Here is a 20,998-nt window from a genome sequence, read left to right as displayed (position 1 = left end):
GATGGCCCCAGCAATAAAAGTAGAAAATCTTTCCAAAGCTTACCAATTGGGACAGTTTGGTACCAATACCATTTCAGGGGATGTTCAGCGTTGGTGGATGACCAAAATATTGAAAAAGGAAGATCCTTTCCTCAAAATCGGAGAAAGCAATGACCGTAGTGTCAAAGGAGAAAGTAATATTGCTTGGAGTTTGAAAGATATCAACTTTGAAGTACAGCAGGGAGAAGCATTGGGGATCATTGGGCAGAATGGGGCGGGGAAATCCACCTTATTGAAAATCCTTTCAAGGGTTACTTCTCCCACCCAAGGCGGATTCAAAATCAAAGGTAGGGTAGCATCCTTGTTGGAGGTAGGAACTGGCTTTCATCCCGAATTGTCAGGCAAAGAAAACATTTTTTTGAACGGTGCAATTTTGGGGATGCGTAAACATGAAATCAAAAATCGTTTTGACGAAATTGTTGATTTTGCAGGAGTAGAGCGATATTTAGAAACCCCCGTTAAACGTTATTCTTCAGGTATGTATGTCCGTTTGGCCTTTGCAGTTGCTGCCCATTTGGATGCGGAAATTTTGGTAGTCGATGAAGTTTTAGCTGTTGGTGATGCAGAATTTCAAAAAAAATGTATCGGGAAAATGAACGATATTAGTAAAGGTCAAGGGAGAACAATTTTGTTCGTTAGTCATAATATGGGCGCAATTAAAGCTTTATGCTCGAAAGCATTTATATTGCATAAAGGAAAGGTTAATGGCTTAGGGGCTTCAAATGATATTATTGCGCAGTATTTGAAAATAAATGAAACCAAGTATAATTATCAACATTCAAACGGTAAAATAAATGTTAAATTTTTCGGGATTTTCAATGCTGAGACTAAAGAAAAATCTAATAATATACCTCACGATGTTGATTTTGAAATAAAAATTGTTTTTGAGTCTAATATTGATAATGATAATGCAATAATAGCTATTTTATTAAAAGATTCTTATGGGCTTAAAATTTCCACTATTCATATTAAACCCTTTCATATTCAGAGCGGTGAAAATAGAATTCATATTAAGATAAAGGGGGGATACCTTGTTCCTAATACATTTTCTTGGCTTTTAAATATTCATGACCAATATGAATCAATATTTAAAATAGATAATATTGCATCTTTTAAAATTTTTGATAACGGGAGTGATTTTTACAAGTGGGAAAGAATTGATTATGGAAAAGTATTTCTTAAACATACAGTTATATGATTATGAATATAAATGTTAATTATCCATATGGTTGGGTAGGACATATCCCATTTGCATTTTATTTGGTTCGTAATTTTAAACCAAAGTTAATTGTTGAGTTAGGAACGCATACTGGGAATTCATTTACAGCTTTTTGTGAAGCAGTAAAAATGTACAATATTGGCAGTAAGGTTTTTGCCATAGATACTTGGTCGGGAGACGAGCATTCTGGGTTTTATGAAGATTCTGTATATCTTAATTTAAAATCAGTTATTGAAAATCATTACATTCAAATTGGAGAAATGATTAGAAAAGATTTTAATGATGCAGTTCACGATTTTAATGATAAAAGTATTGATTGCTTACATATTGATGGATTACATACCTATGAAGCTGTAAAAAATGATTTTTATACTTGGCTACCAAAATTAAAGAATGAAGGATTAATCATAATTCATGATACAGTAGTTAAACGAGAAGGCTTTGGCGTTTATAAATTTTGGGAGGATCTAATAGAAATATTTCCAATCAATTATAATTTTTTGCACTCTAATGGCTTAGGCGTGTTATCTATTTCAAAAGAAAAAAACTCTGTTTCATCGAAATTTGTAAAGGGATTAATTCAAAGCTCAGATCTTATAAATTTAATGTCATGGAGTGGTGAATCCTTAAGACAAAAACATATACTTCAAGAAGAAAACAAAAGATTGAAAGAGATCCATGAAAGGGTATTAAAATCAAAACCTATGGTTGCTCGTAAATATATAAAGTTGTTGATTAAAAAGTTTAGGTTTGGTTACTAGTAAGAGCATTTTGTGTATTATTATATCTTATAATGGAGAAGATTATATTGAAAAATGTATTAATAGTTTGTATTTATCATCTATAAATCCTGATATAATCTGTGTAGATAATAATTCTTTTGATTCAACTGTCTCCAAAATTAAAATTAATTTTCCTAATGTAAAAGTATTTGTAAATAATCAAAATCAGGGTTTCGGTCAAGCTAATAATATAGGGCTTAGTTATACCCTTGAGAATAATTATGATTTTGCTTTTTTACTGAATCAAGATGCATGGGTAGAGCTGGACACAATTGAGAAATTAGTTAAAAATTCATTAGAAAGGCCCGAATTTGGCATATTAAGTCCGATCCACCTAAACGGAAGAGGGGATAATATTGATTTCCATTTTTCCAATTATGTAAATGAAATTCGTTGTAAAGGGTTAATTTCCGATTTTATTTTAGAAAGACCTCGGAAGGAAGTATATGAATTGCCGTTTGTAAATGCCGCTGCTTGGCTTATTACAAAAACATGTATTCAACAAATAGGTGGTTTTGATCCTTTGTTTTTTCATTATGGAGAAGATGATAATTATTGTCAAAGAGCTATTTTTCATGGATTTAAAATTGGCATTATCCCCGAGGTCAAAATTTTTCATGATAGAAATCAGGATTATGTTTATACTTATTTATTTCATGATTTAAAAAATTTTGATCGTGTAGTAAAACCAAAATTGGCAGACATCAATAAAGATTTTTATTTTGAATTTAGGAAGCAAAAGCGAGAATTAGATTCCTTTATTTTTTACTCGATAATAGATTTGAAAATTAGACGTGCTATAAAACTCTTTAAATTTCGATCCCATTTGATGAAAATGAAAAAGAAAATAAAAAGGTCTATAGAAATAAATAAGAAAATAGGTACCAATTATTTAAATGAATCCATTAATTTCCATTCTTATTCCAAACTTTAATAAAGCCTCCTTTTTAAAGGAAACATTGGATTCAGTTATGAACCAATCCTATAATAATTGGGAATGCATTATTGTTGATGACCATAGCAGCGATAATTCTTTGGTATTATTAAAAGAATTTACTGAAAAAGATAAACGTATAAAGTTTTTTAAAAGACCTTCAGGATTGCCTAAAGGAGGTAATTCCTGTAGAAACTTTGCCTTTACCTTGGCTAAGGGTGATTATATTCAATGGTTTGATTCCGATGACATCATGGCTTCAAATATGCTGGAAAATAGGGTCAATTCCTTGGTTGGCAATAATTCAGATTTTGTTGTGTCTAATGGAAGAAGATTTGAAATTGACCTTAGGGATAGAGATATTGTTTTAACCCCTTTATTTGCAATAGAAGATTTTTTGAAATCCTTTGTATTGATTATGACGCCCTGGTTATCACAAAGCGTGATGTACAGAAGGTCTTTTATGGAAAAGAATCAAATAACTTGGAATGAAAGCTTAAGTGGATTACAAGATGTTGCCTTTAATTTTTTGGCATTGACTAAAGCCTCCAAAATTGAAATCAATGCGGATTCAATTGATTGGTATTGGCGTGAAATCATAGATAATACCAATACCATGAGTAAAATATATTCTTCTGAAAATTACTCTTCCCTTTTAATGTTTTTTCAGGAATTGCAAACCCTTATTCCGAACAGTTATATAAGATATTATAAAAGGACGGTATGGGAAACGCTTAGGATTACATCTAAAAGTTTTGGTAGATATCAAATTCAAAATTTGATTGCTCCATTTTATAAAATAGGAATTTTAAATAAGCCTGAATTTTATTTATTAAAAACTCAATTTTATTTAAAAAGTCTAAAAAAAGTAATGGGGCTGAATTGGCAGGATGATTATTTAGAGTTTTTAAAACGAAATTACCCGACAATTGATATTGTAGGCTTCTCACTTCTTTCCATCACCCATCAGGAATACCAAAAAATGCTTGATAGTTTAATCGTACAGGAAAGATATAAAAAAAAGATAAACCATCTTGAGGTTAATTTTAATTTTGGATTAAATGCCAATTAAATATAGCATTATCTTATTCACTTATAATCCTCACAAAGGATTTATCAAAAGGATTCTTCAAAGTATTGCAAAACTTAAAATACCCAAAGACGCTACTGTTGAATATATCATCTCAGACAATAACAGCTATAATAACTGGATTGACGAAATACTTTGTGAATTTGATGGTATACCCTTTTCCATTTTAGAAGAAAAGAAACAAGGGAAAATTTATTCTATTCTCAATGCTTTTTCAAAAGCCAAAGGAGAATTCCTTGTGTGCTTGGATGATGACAATGAAATAGATTCCAATTATTTGATGGGCTTGCAAGGGTTGATACAAATGCGTCCCCATGTATGGGCCTGGGGACCTGGAAAGATTACAGTAGAATATGAAACAGAAATTCCAGATTGGTTGGACTTATATCCATGGTTGTTTCAGGAAAAGAACCAAGATGAAGTGGTCTTTGATAATACCAAATACTGGAATATAAAGTACCCCTCCGGAACCGGACTTGCTATAAAAAAAGACGTTGCTCAGCTATACTTGGAAAACGTCAATCACAACAAAATGACGGCAACTTGCAGAAAGGGAGGAGCTTTGACCTCAGGAGGAGATAGTCAGATTGTTTACTGTGCCATCCAATTGGATAAGTACGCAGGTACTGCACCCCAATTAATCATCAACCACCTGACAGAACAAAAAAAGATTTCTTTAGCTTATTGCAAAAGGTTAGTTTTCGGAGTTTTTTCCTGCGCGGTATATCATGTTGAGGTATTTGAGGAAGCCAAAGTGAAATTGATTTACAGATCTCCTTATCAAATTTTGAAAGAAGTGACAAAAGAATTAGCAAATAGAAAATTTAATTTAAATCATGCTTTATTCCAGTTGAAATTGGCCAGATTGATGGCAGATGCATACTCTTGGTATGAATCACATGGATATCAATTTCCTTGGTTTTATAAACAAATTGTGAAAATTTTTAAAATTCAAGAGTCTTGATAATAGTTAGATTTTGGGGTGGGCTTGGGAATCAAATTTTCCAGTATGTCCATGGAAGAAAATTAGCAGAAAAAGCTAACACTTTTTTAACCTCAGATATACATGCTTTTACTTCCTTCAAGGATAGGGAGTTTGGATTAAATCGGTTTCAAATTTATTTAAGACATCTTCCCAAAAAAGTGATTAATGTATTAAATCACCCAATAATAAACCACCCCATTTCTAATTTCATTTATCATCCATTAATTGAAGAACGTCCTAATCAATGGACTGAAATCCCAAAAAAAGCTAATTTATTGGTTAAGGGATATTGGACCTGGAATGCCTATTTTGATGACTTTGTAGATGAAATAGCTAAGGAGTTGGAGTTGAAGCCACAGTTTACCAGTAAGGCATATCTTAAAGAGAAAAGTCAAGTTAATTCTGTTAACTCAGTTGGCATTCATATCAGAAGAGGAGACTACGCCAGTAACACCCAATACAATCAATACTTTGGCCTGACACCGATCACCTATTATGAATCTGCGATCAATCTAATCAAATCCAAGATTGAAAATCCTATTTTCTATGTTTTTTCAGATGATCAGGAATGGGTAAGAAAGAATATGCCATTTTTAAGAAATGCGGTCTTTGCTGGGGAATTGTGTGAACATCAAGATTTTTTGGAATTTGATCTATTGAAATCCTGTAAACATCAGGTTATTGCCAATAGCACCTTCAGTTGGTGGGCTTCCCGATTAAATCCCAATCCAAATAAGATCATTGTCCAGCCAAACAGATGGTACAATGATGAAGCAGCCCAAAATATCTATGAAGACAAAAAAGCCTTTTACCAACCTCAAGCGATCATCATTTAAATGAAAATACTCAATCAAATTCTTAAATATGCTTTGAGCAAGCATCGAGGGAAACTGAAATATCAGGCTATCTTTCAGTATCTCTATCGTCTCGGCTTATCAGGGATGAATATAGGTGGTTACAATATTGAAGAAAGTGGTGAGGTAGTTGCCCTTAAGCATGTAAAATCTTTATTTTTGAATAAGGACCACCTGATGCTATTTGATCTTGGAGCGAACAAAGGGGAATATTCAATCTTGCTCAAAAAGCTTTTTCATGAAAAGGCCGATATCCATGCCTTTGAACCTTCTAAACATACATTTCGAATATTGAAGGAGAAAGTTGGAATACAAAATCAGGTTTTCCTTCATCAAAAAGCCTTGGGTGAATTAGCTGCAAAACTGACACTTTTCTACCCTGAAAAAGGAGCAGGATTGGCTTCATTGTACGATAGAAAATTAGATCACTTTGGTATAGAGACCAAAGAAATGGAACAAGTGGAGGTGACGACTTTGGATAGCTTTTGTCATGAAAGAGAAATAGGAGAGATTGATTTTTTGAAACTCGATGTGGAAGGACATGAATTGTCTGTTATGAAAGGAGCGAAGCAAATGCTTGATGCTGGAAAGATTAATACCATCCAATTTGAGTTTGGAGGTTGTAACATTGATTCGAGGACATTTTTCCAGGATTTTTATTATCTGCTTTCACCTACCTTTCGAATTTACAGAATTGTTAAGGACGGATTGTTTCCAATCCAAGAATATTCGGAGGATTTAGAGGTTTTCAAAACCACCAATTACCTCTGCATTTCAAAGAAGATGGAAGCTCAACAAAAAATGAATTTTACTTCCTAAGGATCCCATGAAAATAATCAGAATAGTCACAGAACTGGATTTTGGTGGGGTAGAAAAACATATGGAATTGACAGCCGATGGTATGCTGAATTACCCGAATTATCAAATGATTTTTTTGGCTTTGGGCAAAGGCGGACAGACCAGCAGGCTATTATTAGCCATGGGATATCAGGTGAGGGTATTGAATGAGAATCCGCAAATTCCCAACTTTAAGCTAATCCGAATATTGGTTCGGATTTTCAAGGAAGAAAGGCCTGATGTGGTGCATTGTTCTAATGGGGAAGGGAATTTTCATGGGATTTGGGCAGCTTGGTGGGCGGGCGTACCGCTGAGGTTAGGAGAGGAGGTGGGTTTTCCCAATCACCATTCTTATTGGAAACAGATTTTCAGATTGACCTATATCAAAGCAAATAAAATCATCGCCATCTCCAAAGCGGTCAAAAAGGTGTTGATGGAATTGGGAGAAGCTTCGGATCGAAAAATTGAAGTGATCTATTATCCCATGGGCAAACCCAAACTGGAATTGTCTCAAGAGGAAAAGGAAAAAATAGATACGCTGATTCATAATTTGAAAGAAAAGAGAAAGAAAGAGCAGTTTGTGTTTATTACTACTTGCAGGTTAGTAGGTATCAAAAATCTAGATGGATTAATTAATGCTTTGGCCTCCCTCCAAACTGAAATAAAGGAAAAGGAATTACAATTTTGGATTATAGGGGAAGGGCCTGATAAAGAAAGTCTCAAAACCCTTGCAATGAACAAAGGGCTAGATTCACAGGTGCATTTTTTGGGATTCCATGCTAATGTCAATCCTTTTTTGATTGCAGCCGATGCCTTTGTATTACCTTCCTTTTCGGAGGGATTTTCGCTTTCTTTGGCTGAAGCCATGCAATTGGGTTTGCCCAGCTTGGCCACCAAAGTAGGCGGGCCAAGCGAAATCATCAAAGCCCATACAGGATTGTTGCTAGATCCCAACGATCATAACAATATGGTTGCCCAGATGAAAGCCATGGTAGAAATGGACAGTGAAGAAAGAAAGCAAATGGGAATTAGGGGAATGGAGGATGTGAAGAGTAGGTTTTCTGTTGAAATATATACTAAAGCATTAACTGAATTTTATACCCAAGAATTGAAGCTGGCCAAATAAATGGAGAAAATTTTATTTATCACTTGGGATGGACCTGACGTCAATTACCTTGAAAATTTATTTGGACCCATATTTCAAGAGCTTCAAAATTGTTATGGTTATGATTTTCATGTAGCACAATTTACTTGGGCGGATGATGAAAAGGTCTGCCAAAGAAGCAAAACTCTTGAACAACTTGGTATAAATTACTTTCCTATTAAGTTGAACCTAAAATTTAGTCTTTTAAACTTTCTAAAAGCTAAATACTGGGATCATTTTAAGCTTAAGCAGTATATTGAAACGAATAACATTCAGGTTATAATGCCACGCGCAGTTACCTCATTTTTTGTTTCTAAGAAACTTCTGGGCAAGAAGCAAATGTTAATTTTTGATGCCGACGGGTTTCCCTTAGAAGAAAGGGTGGATTTTAATGGTTTATCAGTTAAAAACTTAAGGTACAGATTCTTTAAATTGGTTGAATTAGATGCCTATAAAAAGGCCCAATCTATCATCTGTAGAACTGAACATGCACGGCAAATAATAGCAAAGACACTCCCGAAGGGCCAGGATAAAGACAAAATATTTAAGGTTAATAATGGGACAATAAAAAAGTTTAAGGATGCGTTTCCTATCACTGATCAACCCTTTCCTCATCTGATTTATTCAGGTTCATTAGGTCCCCAGTATATGTTACCTGAACTTATAGACTTGTTTCTGCTGATTAAGTCAAAATTTGTACATGCGAAATTGACTATTTTAACAATGCATTTGGAAAGGGCTAAATCTATTATTGAATCCCTCTCCCTTGAACTTGATTCATCGATTATAATTAAATGTGTGCCCCCAGCTTCTGTGAATGAGGAACTACGAAAAGCAGATATTGGCATATCTTTCAGAAGAGCTACATTCTCCATGAAAGGAGTTGCTCCAATAAAAATAGCAGAATACTTGGGAGCAGGCTTACCGGTTATTTTTTCACCTGGTATAGGTGACCTGGATCATGTGCTTGGTCGAAAGGGTTTTGCTTATTGTTATGATGTGGAAAATTTTGATGAAGGGGGTTTTACGGATTGGCTTAGCGCTCAACAAAAAGCCGAGTGCAAGAAGGAAATAACTGATTTTGCCTATCAGGAATATTCCATAAGCAAAACAGCTAGTATTTATCATCAAGCCTTTCAATATGGCCTCTGACGCAAAGAAAATCCTTTTTGATGTTTGTGGGACCTTGTATAGGTCTAACACAACCTATGATTTTTTGAAATATTACCTGAACAAAAATAATAATCTTCAATATTTAAAAATTTGCCTCTTACTTTCCCTTCCTGGAAAAGCGCTTGTTGTGGCGCTTAGTAAAATCGGGTGGAACTTGCCCTTGCGGGAATATTTAGTTGGTTTGTTAAAGGGAGCCCCGAAAGAAGAGGTAGCTTTGGAAGCAGAAAAGTTTGTAAAGGAGATATTGTGCTCCAAAAAAATTGATAGAGTTCACGAGGTTCTTAAGAGTGCTTCATGTGAAAAAAAGGAAATTATTTTAATTAGTGCATCTATTGACCCTGTGGTGAAGGCTATTGCTGATGAACTAGGGGTAAGTTCTTTTATTTGCTCCACTTTGGATGTAGACGCTAAAGGATGCTATACCGGTAAATTCTCAATAGATATCAAAGGGAAAAAAGCAGGTTTTGCTTTTGAGAATGGCTGTATTCAAAGTGAATTTACCACTGTGTTTACCGATAACAAGGATGATATTGATTTGATTGAACTTTGTGAGACGTCTTTTGTCATCTCTAAAAGGCAGAATGTTAATTATTGGAAAAAGAAACTCAAGCCCTATCCCAACTGGCAATTGATCCATGTTTAAATTCATAGCCCCCTTCAATTATCTCTATTTTTCGAGGTTGAGGATAAAGGCAGAAGTTTACTCCCTTATCTACATCTATCCACTGTTTCTGGCAGTTTTCCTATTTGGGTTTTACGGGGTGAGCATCCATGAACAGGGTGTCCTTTTCATATTAATACTAGTCATGTGGATGTTACCTTATGAAATTGGGTATATAGTGAATGACTCTATAACCATCAACAAGGAACGATATCCCAATCTTAGAATTCCGGCTGATGATATTAATTACATTTCGAAAAATCTTCCTTCTATTGTAGCTATCAGATTGAGTTTCCTTGGGGCTATTATAGGAGTTATTATATTTACTAATCTGATGGAATGGAGGCAAATAGTTTATTGTGGACTATACCTGGCTTTGATTAGCATTGCTTTTCAATTGCATAATTGGATCAGGTCAAGGTACAATGTGTTAACTTACTTTGTTCTATGTGTTTTGAAATATTGGTTTCCAGTCTATTTTCTCCTTGATTTCCAATTTGGTTTTGAGCCTTATATCATCTTGCTATTTTCTTTCCCGATATTACGTACAATCGAGCATTCCGTAAAGCCAAAGTATGAAATGTCGAGCCTGCAAGAGTTAATAGGGCCGCTTGACACCTTCCGTGCCGTTTATTATGGAATAGGATTGTTATCGATTGGTGTTGCAGGGTTTTTCTGGGGAATTAATTCCATCTGGTTGTATGTGTTTATCTATTTCTTTCTATTTCGGGCTGGAATCTTTCTTATGATTAAGTCTGGTGTTTATAGAAGGGTAGTATCTTAGTATGCTAGATATATTCTTTTCCATATTGCTTTATATCCTGAGCTTGGTTTTTATTTCTGAGTTTGTGAAACCAAGAACCGGTGTAAAAGGCCTTAATTTTTCCATATTGCTTTATCATTACCATGTGTTGATAGGCTTTTATTATGGATGGTTTGCACAAGGCACTGATACAAGTTTTTATTGGAACTTGGGTGATAGGTTTAGACAATTCAATTTTGAGTCATGGCTGAGTACATATGGCACGCATAATAATTTCGTGTTTTTCATTAACTACCCTTTTTCCCGTATTCTAGGTCTTGACTTCTGGACCGGTACATTTCTTTATTCCAGTGTTTCAGCCTGGGCCTTTATCCTTCTGTACTTAATTGGGCAGGATTTATTCAAGGAAAAGGTTAAAATGAACGTTTTCGGAATAGGGATTTGGCCTAATATCCTCCTTTTGCCAAGTCTTCATTTTTGGTCTTCGGGAATAGGAAAAGATTCCTTGGTATTCTTATTTTTAGTCATGTTCTTTTATGGGATTAGGGATTTAAGAAAGTATGTGGTGTTGGTGGCAATTAGTGCTTTATTAATTTATCATGTGAGACCTCATGTTGCCTTTATTGTGCTTTTTTCTGCGGCAATGATGCTCTTATTGGACAGTAAGCTTCATTTCTCCTACAAACTTATCTTTTTCGCTGTAGCAATTCTTGGCTTTGTCTTTATATATGGAGAGGTAATGATATTCTTAAAAATAGAAGAACTTAATACCGAAAACGTTGAGGAGTTATTTAACAAGACAAGTGTGAATTTGAGCTATGGTGGATCTTTTGTTGATATGTCTGGATACCCATATCCCCTTAAAGTGTTTACTTTTCTATTCCGGCCATTATTTTTTGATGCGCATAATTTTTCAAGTCTTTTGAATTCCGTTGAAAATTTGATCTGCCTAATACTGGTTGTTCATGTAGGTATGAAAACTAACCTGTTTCAAGCATACAAAAAATCCCCCAATGCTATCAAGGTGATGTTGATGACATTCATAATTGCTACATTGGCTTTTGCAGGTTCATTAAGTAATTTTGGAATAATGGTTAGAATGAAAAATATGACCTTTATCTTTTTTCTCTTCTTCTTGTTGTACTCCTATTATAATTTTTTAAAGGATCAAAAAATAAAGAAGATCAAAAGGTTAATGAGAATAAAGGCTAGATTAGAGCTAAAAAGTGTTTCTTGACCCAGGCGAATACCTCCTCATGTCCCTCCCCACCATCGCCACCCAAGGCATCGGCGACACCGATTCCCTCCTCCAAACCCACCCCCAGGTCCACCTCTACAACCACAACAATCCCAACCGCGTGAAGCAAGCTGTTAAATGGATAGAGGCCCTTGAACCCAGCAGAAAACGGGCTGCCGGTCTAGAAGCCACCTTTTCTTTAGGTACCTCCATCTCACAATATGCCAAAGCACTGGGTGTTAGCCTATTGGTTTAGAGCCTGCCTGGACGGCAGTCAGGGTTTATTTCTGGATTGGTGCTGCGCACATCCAGAGGTTTAGAGGTTTAGAAACCGCAAGCGACGCCAAGGGATGCAGGTGGCAACCTTCATCTGCCTTCATCCCTAAACCTCTACACCTCCCGCCGCGCGTCAGCGCCGGGAAATAAACCTCTACACCGATAATAGGTAGATAGTAGATAGTAGATTCGCCGCTGAGTGGCCGGCTGCGCCATGACCACTGCGGCGAGGTTTAGAGATGAAGCGTGCCCTCTTCTTGTAGCGCCGTTGTTCTCTCTACCTTCTACCGTCCCGCCTTCACCTGCCTTCATTACTAACCCTCTAACCCTCCCGCCGTGCGTCAGCACCGGGAATCTACTTTCTACATCCTACTCTGGTAGATAGTAGATAGTAGATTCGCCGCTGAGTGGTCGGCTTCGCCATGACCACTGCGGCGAGGGTTAGAGATGAAGCGTGCCCTCTTCTTGTAACGCCGTTGTTCTCTACCTTCTACCGTCCCGATGCGCCCTCGTGATATACCTTTTGGGCGCCAATCGGGACATCTACCTTCTACTTATTCTATCCAATTTTCACGAGACCTGGATTTGTCCCCGTCCTTGCGCCTGTCCCGAGAGCGGAGCGAATCGGGAAGTCCCGGCTCCATTATTATTTTTCACAACGTCGCCGGGGCGAAGCAATCTAGACTTGGCTTTAATTACAGGTCAAGATTGCCACACCCGACCTATTCACTGGAAGTACAGGTTGGTCGGGTTTCCCGATCCGCAAGGCTACTCGGGACTATGCGCAATGACGGGAGGCCAGCACCGGGAATCTACTTTCTACCCCAGTCCGTCAATCCATGGCGAAGCTCCTTAATCCGTTAATCCCATCAACCCTGTCTGCCGCCAGGCAGGCCTTAAACTTATTTCTCCCGCCGCGCGCCAGCGCAGGGAAATAAACCCTGACTGCCATCAGGCAGGCTCTACACCGATCCCCAATATTTGCCAGTATTTCTAATTACTGGCATTTTTTTGATTTCAAATATTCACCAAAATTTTGTATTTTTGGTAAAAATTGGGAAATGAAATGCTGAAAATTATAGAAAGTAAATTGATTAAAGAGTTTAAAGACCGGGAGCACTTTACTCGTGAAGATCTCTTTGAATTTTACCACCAATTTGAACCGGATCTGAAAGAAGGGACCTTTGGATGGAGAATCCATGACCTGAGAGATAAAAATATTATTAGTCCGATTAAGAGAGGACTTTATGTTATTTCTGACAAACCTAAATATATGCCGGAAATATCCCCTGAGCTACTTAAGCTAGCAAAACGTATCACAGACAAATTTGAGGACGCCAAGCACTGTATATGGGAAACTGAATGGCTCAATGAATTTTCCCAACACCAGGCTAGCAGACGAATTATACTTATTGAGATTGAAAAGGAATTCATGGAGTCCCTGTACTATGAATTGAAAGACTCAACAAAAAAGGAGCTTTACCTCAATCCTGACGATAAAACTATCGATTTTTATATTGCTGAAAGTAACTATCCGGTAGTCATCAAAAAGTTGATTACGCGTTCTCCGGTTATAAAAAGAACCGAGAAAAGAGTGGAGTTTAATACTCCTTTCTTGGAGAAAATTCTGGTTGATCTCTTTGCAGAAGAAAAGCTTTTCTACTTCCTGCAAGGTTCTGAATTGATGCACATCTACGAAAATGCCATTAACAGCTATGGCGTCAATTTTACCAAACTCTTCAGCTATGCAAAGCGCAGGGAAAGAGAACAAGAAATCAAACAGTTTATGAAGAACCACATGTACCATCTCATAAAAGATATTATCGAATGATAAGGGAACATTGCTTTAGGGATGAATGGTTAGAAGGATTTAAGAAACAAAAAGTCTATAGAAGAATTGATAAGATCATTTTGGAAAAGATGATTTATGCCTTGCATTTGTTGGAAAGGTTGGAAAACCAAGGTCTTGATTTCGTATTCAAAGGTGGTACCAGTTTGGTGCTTTTGTTGGAAAAAGCGAATCGGTTCTCCATTGATATTGACATTATAAGTAAAGTTGATCGAAAAAGTTTGGAAATCATTCTGCAAAAGGTTGTCGATTCTTCCAATTTCATCGGTTTTGAACTTGATGAACATCGTAGCTATCAACCCGGTGTTCCTAAGGCTCATTATAAGTTTAAATTTGAATCGAACAAGCAAGGTTCCGGTACTATTTTATTAGATGTTCTTATAGAGGATTCGATCTATCCGGAGGTGATCCAAAAGCCTGTGCTCACAAAATGGATCGAAATAGATAATGAGACACTTGTCACGGTACCTTCTATTGATGCTATAACAGGTGATAAATTGACTGCATTTGCTCCTAACACCATCGGAATTCCTTACTTCAAGGGGAAAGACAAACAGCCGTTTTCCATGGAGATATGTAAACAGCTGTACGACTTGAGTAAACTCTTCGAGTACATTCAAAACTTGGAAGTGGTCGCTGCCAGTTTTAAGGTATTTGCGGAGCATGAGATCGCTTATCGTAAGAATGAAAACCCGGAAGCTGAGCTCACCCCGGAGATAGTATTGCGAGATACAATTAATACATGCATCACCTTGGTCAAAAGAGATCGGGGCAATAATGATGAAAAAGCCAAATTCAAAGAGTTACAAAAAGGAATCACTGCTTTTGGTACCGGGTTCTTAATGGCCGGCAATTTTAGGATAGACGATGCAGTATCGGCAACTGCCCGAATTGCTTACCTAGCGGCCAAAATTTTGGTCAATGATCTCTCACCGATCATCTATTATGCTGGTGAGGATGTTAAAGACTTGGCCATTACAGATCCAGATTGGAACTTCCTGATGCGCTTGAAAAGACAACCAGATAAATCAGCATTCTATTATTGGCACCAGACGATTAAATTGATAGCTAAAATTAAATAGTCTAGAGGTTTATTTTCCCAGCGGGAAGATTTAGAGCTGGCTGGCCGGCACTCAGGTTTTTGGTACAAAGCGACGTCAAGGAAAAGGTTTACTGTTGTTTACTTCATCCCTCGTATTTCGTACTTCTTACTTCGGGACGCCTTCATCCCTAAACCTCTAACCCTCCCGCCGTGCGTCAGCACCGGGAATCTACTTTCTACATCCTACTCTGGTAGATAGTAGATAGTAGATTCGCCGCTGGGTGGTCGGCTATCAGTTTAGAGGTTTATTTCTGGATTGGTGCTGCGCACATCCAGAGGTTTAGGGGTTTAGGCGCAAAGCGACGCAGAGGGATGCAGTTGGCAACCTTCATCTGCCTTCATCCCTAAACCTCTAAACCTCTAAACCTCCCGCCGCGCGTCAGCGCCGGGAAATAAACCCTGACTGCCATCAGGCAGGCTCTACACCATTATTTACCCGCCACTATTTGTAATTCCCCAATAATTCCCTATTTTTCTACTACTATATAAAACTTTTTAAAGGTAAGAAATGGATTCCTCAGGGCATTTTGTTGTTTCGTTGGATTTTGAACTGTACTGGGGGCGGTTTGAGAAGTTGGGAAGCCGTAGAGCAGACCAATACTACCAGAATACCCTGGATAATATCCCCCGCGTATTGGAGCTCTTTGACCGTTACGGCATTCGTGCTACTTGGGCCACCGTGGGGATGTTGATGGCCGAGAACCCACAGGAATGGAGATCCTATATGCCCGAGGAACTCCCCATGTATCGGCAGTCGAAGTTTTCGGCCTATGCCTGGTACCTTTCCCATCCCTTTCCTTCCAAATATCTATTTGCCCCCCAGCAGGTTGCAATGATTGCAAGTGCCCCGGGGCAGGAACTCGCCAGCCATACCTTTTCCCATTACTATACCTGCGAACCTGGACAGGAAGTCCAGCAATTTAGGGCTGATCTTAGGGCTGCTAGGAAAATCGCCTCGGACAAGTTTGGGGTCGAACTCACTTCCCTGGTTTTTCCCCGCAACCAGGTTAATTTCCAGTATCTTCCCATTTGTAAGGAGGAGGGTTTTACCTGTGTCAGAAGCAACCCCCGTGACTGGTATTGGCAGGACACCTACAGGGAGAATTATCTAAAAAAAGCCTTCAGAACTGCCGACACCCTGTTTCCTATAGGGGGGAGAAGCAGTTTTAAGTTGGAGAGTTTAAAGGTTATGGACACCACCATGCCCCTCCAACTCCCTGCCAGCCGTTTTTTCCGCCCCAACCACCCCGACAGAGGCATCCTCAATCATTGGCGCCTGTCCCGTATTGTGCTGGAGATGACCCGCGCGGCCAGGTTCGGCGAAACCTACCACCTCTGGTGGCACCCCCACAACTTCGGCCACCACCCCGCGGAGAACCTGAAGGACCTGGAAGCACTGTTGAACCATTATCAATTCCTCAAGGAGCATTTCGGCATGGAGTCCAGGAATATGGGGGACTTTGTGGGAAATGGTCAGAAAGAGCAGGAGGGGAAATTGGTCACAAAGGAGAACACTTGTCCCGAGTAGCAGAGCGGATCGGGAAATTTGAGTAAAGAGTTCACGCGACGACGCACCGGATTACGCGACGTGCGCAACGAAGCCTTTGGACATGGTTGGTTTAGAGGGTTAATTCTGGATTGGTGCTGCGCACATCCAGAGGTTTAGAGGTTTAGGCGCAAAGCGACGCCAAGGATCAGCGGGTGGCGCCAAGTAGATGCGAGTGGCAACCTTAATCTGCCTTCATCCCTAAACCTCTAAACCTCCCGCCGCGCGACAGCGCCGGGAAATAAACCTCTAAACCACATTTTTTCACTATAATTGCACATGATTGAACTCCTAATCATAACGGTCGCCTACGGCTTCACAGCCTACACCAACCATTCCCGCCCAAAGCAGGATCGGTGGGTGCTGCATGCATTGCTGGGGTACCATCTACTTTTTACATTTGCCTTTACCTACTTCATCCTCCTGCAAGGCGGGGATGCAATTGCCTACTGGGAACTCAGTACCAACGTGATGGAGGCTCCCAGCGAGCGCTGGATGGATTATTTTGGGCTGAGCACCAGGTTTGTGCAGTGGTTAAACTTCTGGCCGCACCAATGGGGATGGTCATTTTTGGGGCTGAACCTGATTTATGGTTTGCTCGGCTATCTGGGGATTCAGCTAATTTATCTATCCCTCTTTAAAAGAACATCCCAGGAGGACAAGACCGAAAATATTATCCAAAAATCCGGGTGGCTGGTTCTCTTCCTGCCAAACATGCACTTCTGGACCGCCGGGATCACTAAGGAGGCTCTGACCATTTTGGGTCTGGGCTGGGTGTTTTATGGGTTGAGGTATTGGAAAAGTGCAGGTTGGCAGTTGCCCCTGGCCATAGGCTTTCTCTTTCTGGCCCGTCCGCATATTGGTTTCCTGATGGCAGGGTTGAGCTTTCTTTTCTTTCTGCTGGAGCCTTCTTTGGATAGGCGCTGGAAACTTGGTATCGGTGGAGTAGGGGTGCTGGGGTTGGTGCTGCTGTATCCCATGCTGACGGCCTACCTGGTCATAGATGATTTTTCATGGGATTCGCTTAAAGCCCTGATGGACTATCAGCTGGACTTCCTGCATGGGGAAGGCGTGGGCTCCATGGTCGATATGCAGCACTACAACCTCCTCCAACGCCTCGGCACCTACCTCTTCCGCCCCTTGTTTTTCGATGCCTACAACCTGCAAACCTATTTAGCCTCCTTGGAAAATTTGGTGTATGTGGGATTGAGTGTATATGGGTTGAGCAGGATAAGAGGAACGAAATTGACCAATATTCCTCTGCTGTATTGGATAGTCCTGCTATTCTTCCTGATCACCACCTTCCTCTTCGCCAACTCCCTGAGCAACCTGGGCATCATGATGCGGATGAAGAGTTTCTGTGTGGTCTTTTATCTTAGCCTTCTACATTTTCCCACTACCAACCATCCAGCAGGCAACAGCGCAGCGTTCGCCATCTCTAACCTTCTACCCCTCCCGCCGTGCGTCAGCACCGGGAATCTACTTTCTACTCAGGTAGATAGTAGAAAGTAGATTCGCCGCTGGGTGGTCGGCTTCGCCATAACCACTGCGGCGAGGTTTAGAGATGAAGCGTGCCCTCTTCTTGTAGCGCCGTTGTTCTCTACCTTCTACCGTCCTGCCTTCATCTGCCTTCATTACTAACCTTCTACCCCTCCCGCCGCGCGTCAGCGCCGGGAATCTACTTTCTACATCCTACTCTGGTAGATAGTAGAAAGTAGATTCGCCGCTGAGTGGCCGGCTGCGCCATGGCCACCGCGGCGAGGGTTAGAGATGAAGGGTGCCCTCTTCCCGTGCGACTGTGGTTCACTCTACTTTCTACCGTCCCGATGCGCCCTCGTGATGTACCGTCTGGGCGCCAATCGGGACATCTACCTTCTACCTTGAACAGTGCTTTACCAAAGCGGCGCCAAGTAGATGCGGGTGGCAACCTTCATCTGCCTTCATTACTAACCTTCTACCCCTCCCGCCGCGCGTCAGCGCCGGGAATCTACTTTCTACATCCTACTCTGGTAGATAGTAGAAAGTAGATTCGCCGCTGAGTGGCCGGCTGCGCCATGGCCACCGCGGCGAGGGTTAGAGATGAAGGGTGCCCTCTTCCCGTGCGACTGTGGTTCACTCTACTTTCTACCGTCCCGATGCGCCCTCGTGATGTACCGTCTGGGCGCCAATCGGGACATCTACCTTCTACCTTGAACAGTGCTTTACCAAAGCGGCGCCAAGTAGATGCGGGTGGCAACCTTCATCTGCCTTCATTACTAACCTTCTAACCCTCCCGCCGTGCGCCAGCACCGGGAATTAACCCTCTACACCTCTACTCATTTGGCACTCTCAATATTATCCCTTATTTTAAAGGTTAACTAAAACCCAATATCAGCCAAATCATTCTAAATGAACAGTCTACTAAAACGAAGAGTCCTCAACAAAGCCGCCTTCTGGATCAGTTACATCAAACTCATTCCCATCTTAAAAAAAGTAAACGAATCCTCCCTGATCATCGACTGTGGAGCAAATGTAGGGGATATCAGTGCCCTGTTTTTAACCAAGAATGCCTCCGTCATCGCCTTTGAACCCGATCCGATAGCGTATGAAATGCTCGAGGAGCGGTTTAGGGGAGAGGGAAATATTGAACTGATCAATAAAGCCGTAGACCATAAAGCCAGTACGGCAAAATTATATTTTCATACCAGCCAGCAGGAGAGTAACAATTCCGCCTTTACGGTAAGCTCCTCGATAGTTCGGGATAAGTTGAATATTAATGCCCAGGACAGTATTGAGGTAGAAACGGTGGATCTGGACAGTTATATTTCTGCCCTGGACAGACCCGTAGACATTTTGAAAATGGATGTCGAAGGTGCCGAAATAGAAATCCTGCACAAACTCATCAAAAACGAAACCTACAAAAAAATCGGTGTCCTCCTGGTGGAAACCCACGAAACCAAAATCCCCGGACACAAGGAAAAAGTAGCTGAACTGAAAGCCATAATTGCTCGGTTGAAAATAGAGAATATTAAGCTTAATTGGGTTTGAGTATGGTGGTTTAAGGCTTAAGGTTTATGGTTTAAAGTGATGCAGGTGCCAACCTTCATCTGCCTTCATTACTAACCTTCTAACCCTCCCGCCGCGCGTCAGCGCCGGGAATCTACTTTCTACCCCACTTAATCCGTTAATCCCATCAACCCTTAAACTATCCCAGTTTTACCTCGTCCTTCGTATTTCGTACTTCGTACTTCCCCATCGGCTGGGCCTTCAGAAAAGCTCCCGAGAATGACACCAACGCAGTAATAGCAAAAAACAGCAGGCTAAAACTCACTCCAATTCCCTTATCCAAACCCAATACCTGGTAACTGGCAATAAAAACCATCTCCCTCACACCGATGCCCCCAAATGTAATCGGAACAATCGTCGCTATGGAGGCCAGCATAAATAAGGCTTGATATTCCAGAATATTGTGGTCTACTCCCAAACTCATCAGGAGAAAAAAAGTACAAACCAGCTGCAGATTCTGTGTCAGCAGGGACAGGGCAGAGGTTTTATAGAGGTTTTTATGGTAAAGGGGGAAAAGTTTTTTGGTGATGAAGATGTAGGCCGGGTAGGCCAGGATCAACAGTATAAGGCCGTAAAATTCCAGTTCGTCGAATATCAGCCGGATGGAGCTGATGTAGGAAAGTACCAGGGCCAGAAACATGAGGGCCACCAGTCCGCTGATCCGGTCGAAAAGAACCGAGCTGACCAGTTTTTTGACCGGCTTTTTACTTTCCTTATTCAGCAGGTAAACCTTATACCCATCTCCCCCCACGCCTCCGGGAAGGTAAAGGTTGTGGAACATACCGATCAGGTACAGCCTGAAATTGTAGGGATGGGAAAGCTGCACGTCAATTTCCTCAAAGAAGTACTTCAGGCGAACCGCCGAAACGATCTTGGAAACGACAAAAAACAACAGAGCGAGAAACAAGTAGCCTGGGTGTGCTTTGATAATGGTGGCAGCCACCTCATGGAGATCCACTTTGGTAGATACCAGCCAAATAGCCAGCCCCGTAACAGCCAGCTTGACTATCAGCTTTAACTTGTTTTTAATTTGTTCACTCACCGGTATCTGCTCTATATGCCCCTTTTCGATCGTGGGCAAAGGTATGGTTTATTTGTTTAAGGCTTATGGTTTATGGTTTATAGTTTAAAGCTTAAGGAAGCAAAAACCTTCCAGGTCTATCAAATTTTCTAGAGATCTGGAAGGATTATTCCCGTCCTTGCGAGTCCCGGCTCCATTATTATTTTTTACAACGTCGCCGGGGCGAAGCAATCTAGACTTGGCTTCAATTACAGGTCAAGATTGCCACACCCGACCTATTCACTGGAAGTACAGGTTGGTCGGGTTCGCAATGAATTGTGTTAAATGTCAAGTTTTGAGTCCAAATTTTATTTCGCTACAGCATTGAAGTTTGAATAGCTTTTGTCATATGCAATACCTGATTTGGCAATGGCAAATGCCTGCTTGATTAGCTTATTCACT

General features: G+C 40.1%; 19 protein-coding genes. 18 read left to right on the top strand and 1 reads right to left on the bottom strand.

Annotated elements, in window-relative coordinates:
• The first annotated feature begins 1 nt into the window (after window position 1).
• The 18 genes from FPL27_RS13575 (at window position 2) to FPL27_RS13490 (ending at window position 19,518) form a co-directional block, all read left to right on the top strand.
• A complete protein-coding gene (locus FPL27_RS13575; RefSeq protein WP_143961603.1) occupies window positions 2–1,237 on the top strand; it encodes an ABC transporter ATP-binding protein in 1,236 nt (411 codons plus the stop codon).
• Window positions 1,234–2,019, top strand: a complete 786-nt coding sequence (locus FPL27_RS13570) for a class I SAM-dependent methyltransferase (protein ID WP_143961602.1) — start codon at window positions 1,234–1,236, stop codon at window positions 2,017–2,019. Before FPL27_RS13575 ends, FPL27_RS13570 begins: the two co-directional genes overlap by 4 nt.
• A complete protein-coding gene (locus tag FPL27_RS13565) occupies window positions 2,009–2,974 on the top strand; it encodes a glycosyltransferase family 2 protein (RefSeq protein ID WP_143961601.1) in 966 nt (321 codons plus the stop codon). Before FPL27_RS13570 ends, FPL27_RS13565 begins: the two co-directional genes overlap by 11 nt.
• Window positions 2,937–4,046: a glycosyltransferase family 2 protein gene (locus FPL27_RS13560; RefSeq protein WP_143961600.1), complete on the top strand. Its 1,110-nt coding sequence runs from the start codon at window positions 2,937–2,939 to the stop codon at window positions 4,044–4,046. The genes FPL27_RS13565 and FPL27_RS13560 overlap by 38 nt, the downstream gene beginning before the upstream one ends.
• Complete coding sequence (locus FPL27_RS13555; RefSeq protein WP_143961599.1) at window positions 4,036–5,028, top strand: glycosyltransferase family A protein; 993 nt, start codon at window positions 4,036–4,038, stop codon at window positions 5,026–5,028. The genes FPL27_RS13560 and FPL27_RS13555 overlap by 11 nt, the downstream gene beginning before the upstream one ends.
• Window positions 5,025–5,885, top strand: a complete 861-nt coding sequence (locus FPL27_RS13550; RefSeq protein ID WP_143961598.1) for an alpha-1,2-fucosyltransferase — start codon at window positions 5,025–5,027, stop codon at window positions 5,883–5,885. Before FPL27_RS13555 ends, FPL27_RS13550 begins: the two co-directional genes overlap by 4 nt.
• Window positions 5,886–6,722, top strand: coding sequence for an FkbM family methyltransferase (locus tag FPL27_RS13545; protein ID WP_143961597.1), 837 nt, complete (start codon window positions 5,886–5,888; stop codon window positions 6,720–6,722).
• 7 nt (window positions 6,723–6,729) lie between these two features.
• On the top strand, window positions 6,730–7,866 hold the full coding sequence (locus FPL27_RS13540; RefSeq protein ID WP_143961596.1) for a glycosyltransferase: 1,137 nt from the start codon (window positions 6,730–6,732) through the stop codon (window positions 7,864–7,866).
• Window positions 7,867–9,036 carry a glycosyltransferase family protein gene (locus FPL27_RS13535; RefSeq protein ID WP_143961595.1) on the top strand — a complete coding sequence of 390 codons (1,170 nt, stop codon included), beginning with the start codon at window positions 7,867–7,869 and terminating at the stop codon, window positions 9,034–9,036.
• Window positions 9,026–9,700: an HAD-IB family phosphatase gene (locus FPL27_RS13530; RefSeq protein WP_143961594.1), complete on the top strand. Its 675-nt coding sequence runs from the start codon at window positions 9,026–9,028 to the stop codon at window positions 9,698–9,700. Before FPL27_RS13535 ends, FPL27_RS13530 begins: the two co-directional genes overlap by 11 nt.
• Window positions 9,693–10,502, top strand: a complete 810-nt coding sequence (locus FPL27_RS13525; RefSeq protein WP_143961593.1) for a wbuO protein — start codon at window positions 9,693–9,695, stop codon at window positions 10,500–10,502. Before FPL27_RS13530 ends, FPL27_RS13525 begins: the two co-directional genes overlap by 8 nt.
• 397 nt (window positions 10,503–10,899) lie before the next feature.
• Window positions 10,900–11,718 carry a hypothetical protein gene (locus tag FPL27_RS13520; protein ID WP_235893439.1) on the top strand — a complete coding sequence of 273 codons (819 nt, stop codon included), beginning with the start codon at window positions 10,900–10,902 and terminating at the stop codon, window positions 11,716–11,718.
• Window positions 11,708–11,974 (top strand): hypothetical protein, encoded by a 267-nt coding sequence (locus FPL27_RS13515; RefSeq protein ID WP_143961591.1) that lies wholly within the window; start codon window positions 11,708–11,710, stop codon window positions 11,972–11,974. Before FPL27_RS13520 ends, FPL27_RS13515 begins: the two co-directional genes overlap by 11 nt.
• Before the next feature lie 1,086 nt (window positions 11,975–13,060).
• The gene (locus FPL27_RS13510; RefSeq protein ID WP_143961590.1) at window positions 13,061–13,825 is read left to right on the top strand and encodes a DUF6577 family protein; all 765 of its coding nucleotides are present in this window, start codon (window positions 13,061–13,063) and stop codon (window positions 13,823–13,825) included.
• On the top strand, window positions 13,822–14,925 hold the full coding sequence (locus tag FPL27_RS13505) for a nucleotidyl transferase AbiEii/AbiGii toxin family protein (protein ID WP_143961589.1): 1,104 nt from the start codon (window positions 13,822–13,824) through the stop codon (window positions 14,923–14,925). Before FPL27_RS13510 ends, FPL27_RS13505 begins: the two co-directional genes overlap by 4 nt.
• A 528-nt stretch (window positions 14,926–15,453) precedes the next feature.
• Window positions 15,454–16,473 carry a polysaccharide deacetylase family protein gene (locus FPL27_RS13500; protein ID WP_143961588.1) on the top strand — a complete coding sequence of 340 codons (1,020 nt, stop codon included), beginning with the start codon at window positions 15,454–15,456 and terminating at the stop codon, window positions 16,471–16,473.
• 297 nt (window positions 16,474–16,770) lie between these two features.
• A complete protein-coding gene (locus tag FPL27_RS13495) occupies window positions 16,771–18,003 on the top strand; it encodes a hypothetical protein (RefSeq protein ID WP_143961587.1) in 1,233 nt (410 codons plus the stop codon).
• Window positions 18,004–18,879: 876 nt separating this feature from the next.
• Window positions 18,880–19,518, top strand: a complete 639-nt coding sequence (locus FPL27_RS13490; protein WP_143961586.1) for an FkbM family methyltransferase — start codon at window positions 18,880–18,882, stop codon at window positions 19,516–19,518.
• 157 nt (window positions 19,519–19,675) lie between these two features.
• Here the strand turns inward: FPL27_RS13490 and FPL27_RS13485 are convergent, their stop codons facing one another.
• Window positions 19,676–20,617 (bottom strand): lysylphosphatidylglycerol synthase transmembrane domain-containing protein, encoded by a 942-nt coding sequence (locus tag FPL27_RS13485; RefSeq protein ID WP_185974376.1) that lies wholly within the window; start codon window positions 20,615–20,617, stop codon window positions 19,676–19,678.
• Between the last annotated feature and the right edge of the window lie 381 nt (window positions 20,618–20,998).

Source organism: Litoribacter populi, from assembly GCF_007483685.1.
Classification (GTDB): Bacteria; Bacteroidota; Bacteroidia; order Cytophagales; family Cyclobacteriaceae; genus Litoribacter; species Litoribacter populi.
The sequence above is the reverse complement of the archived record's forward strand: the minus strand, read 5'-3'. Positions and strand labels throughout refer to the sequence as shown.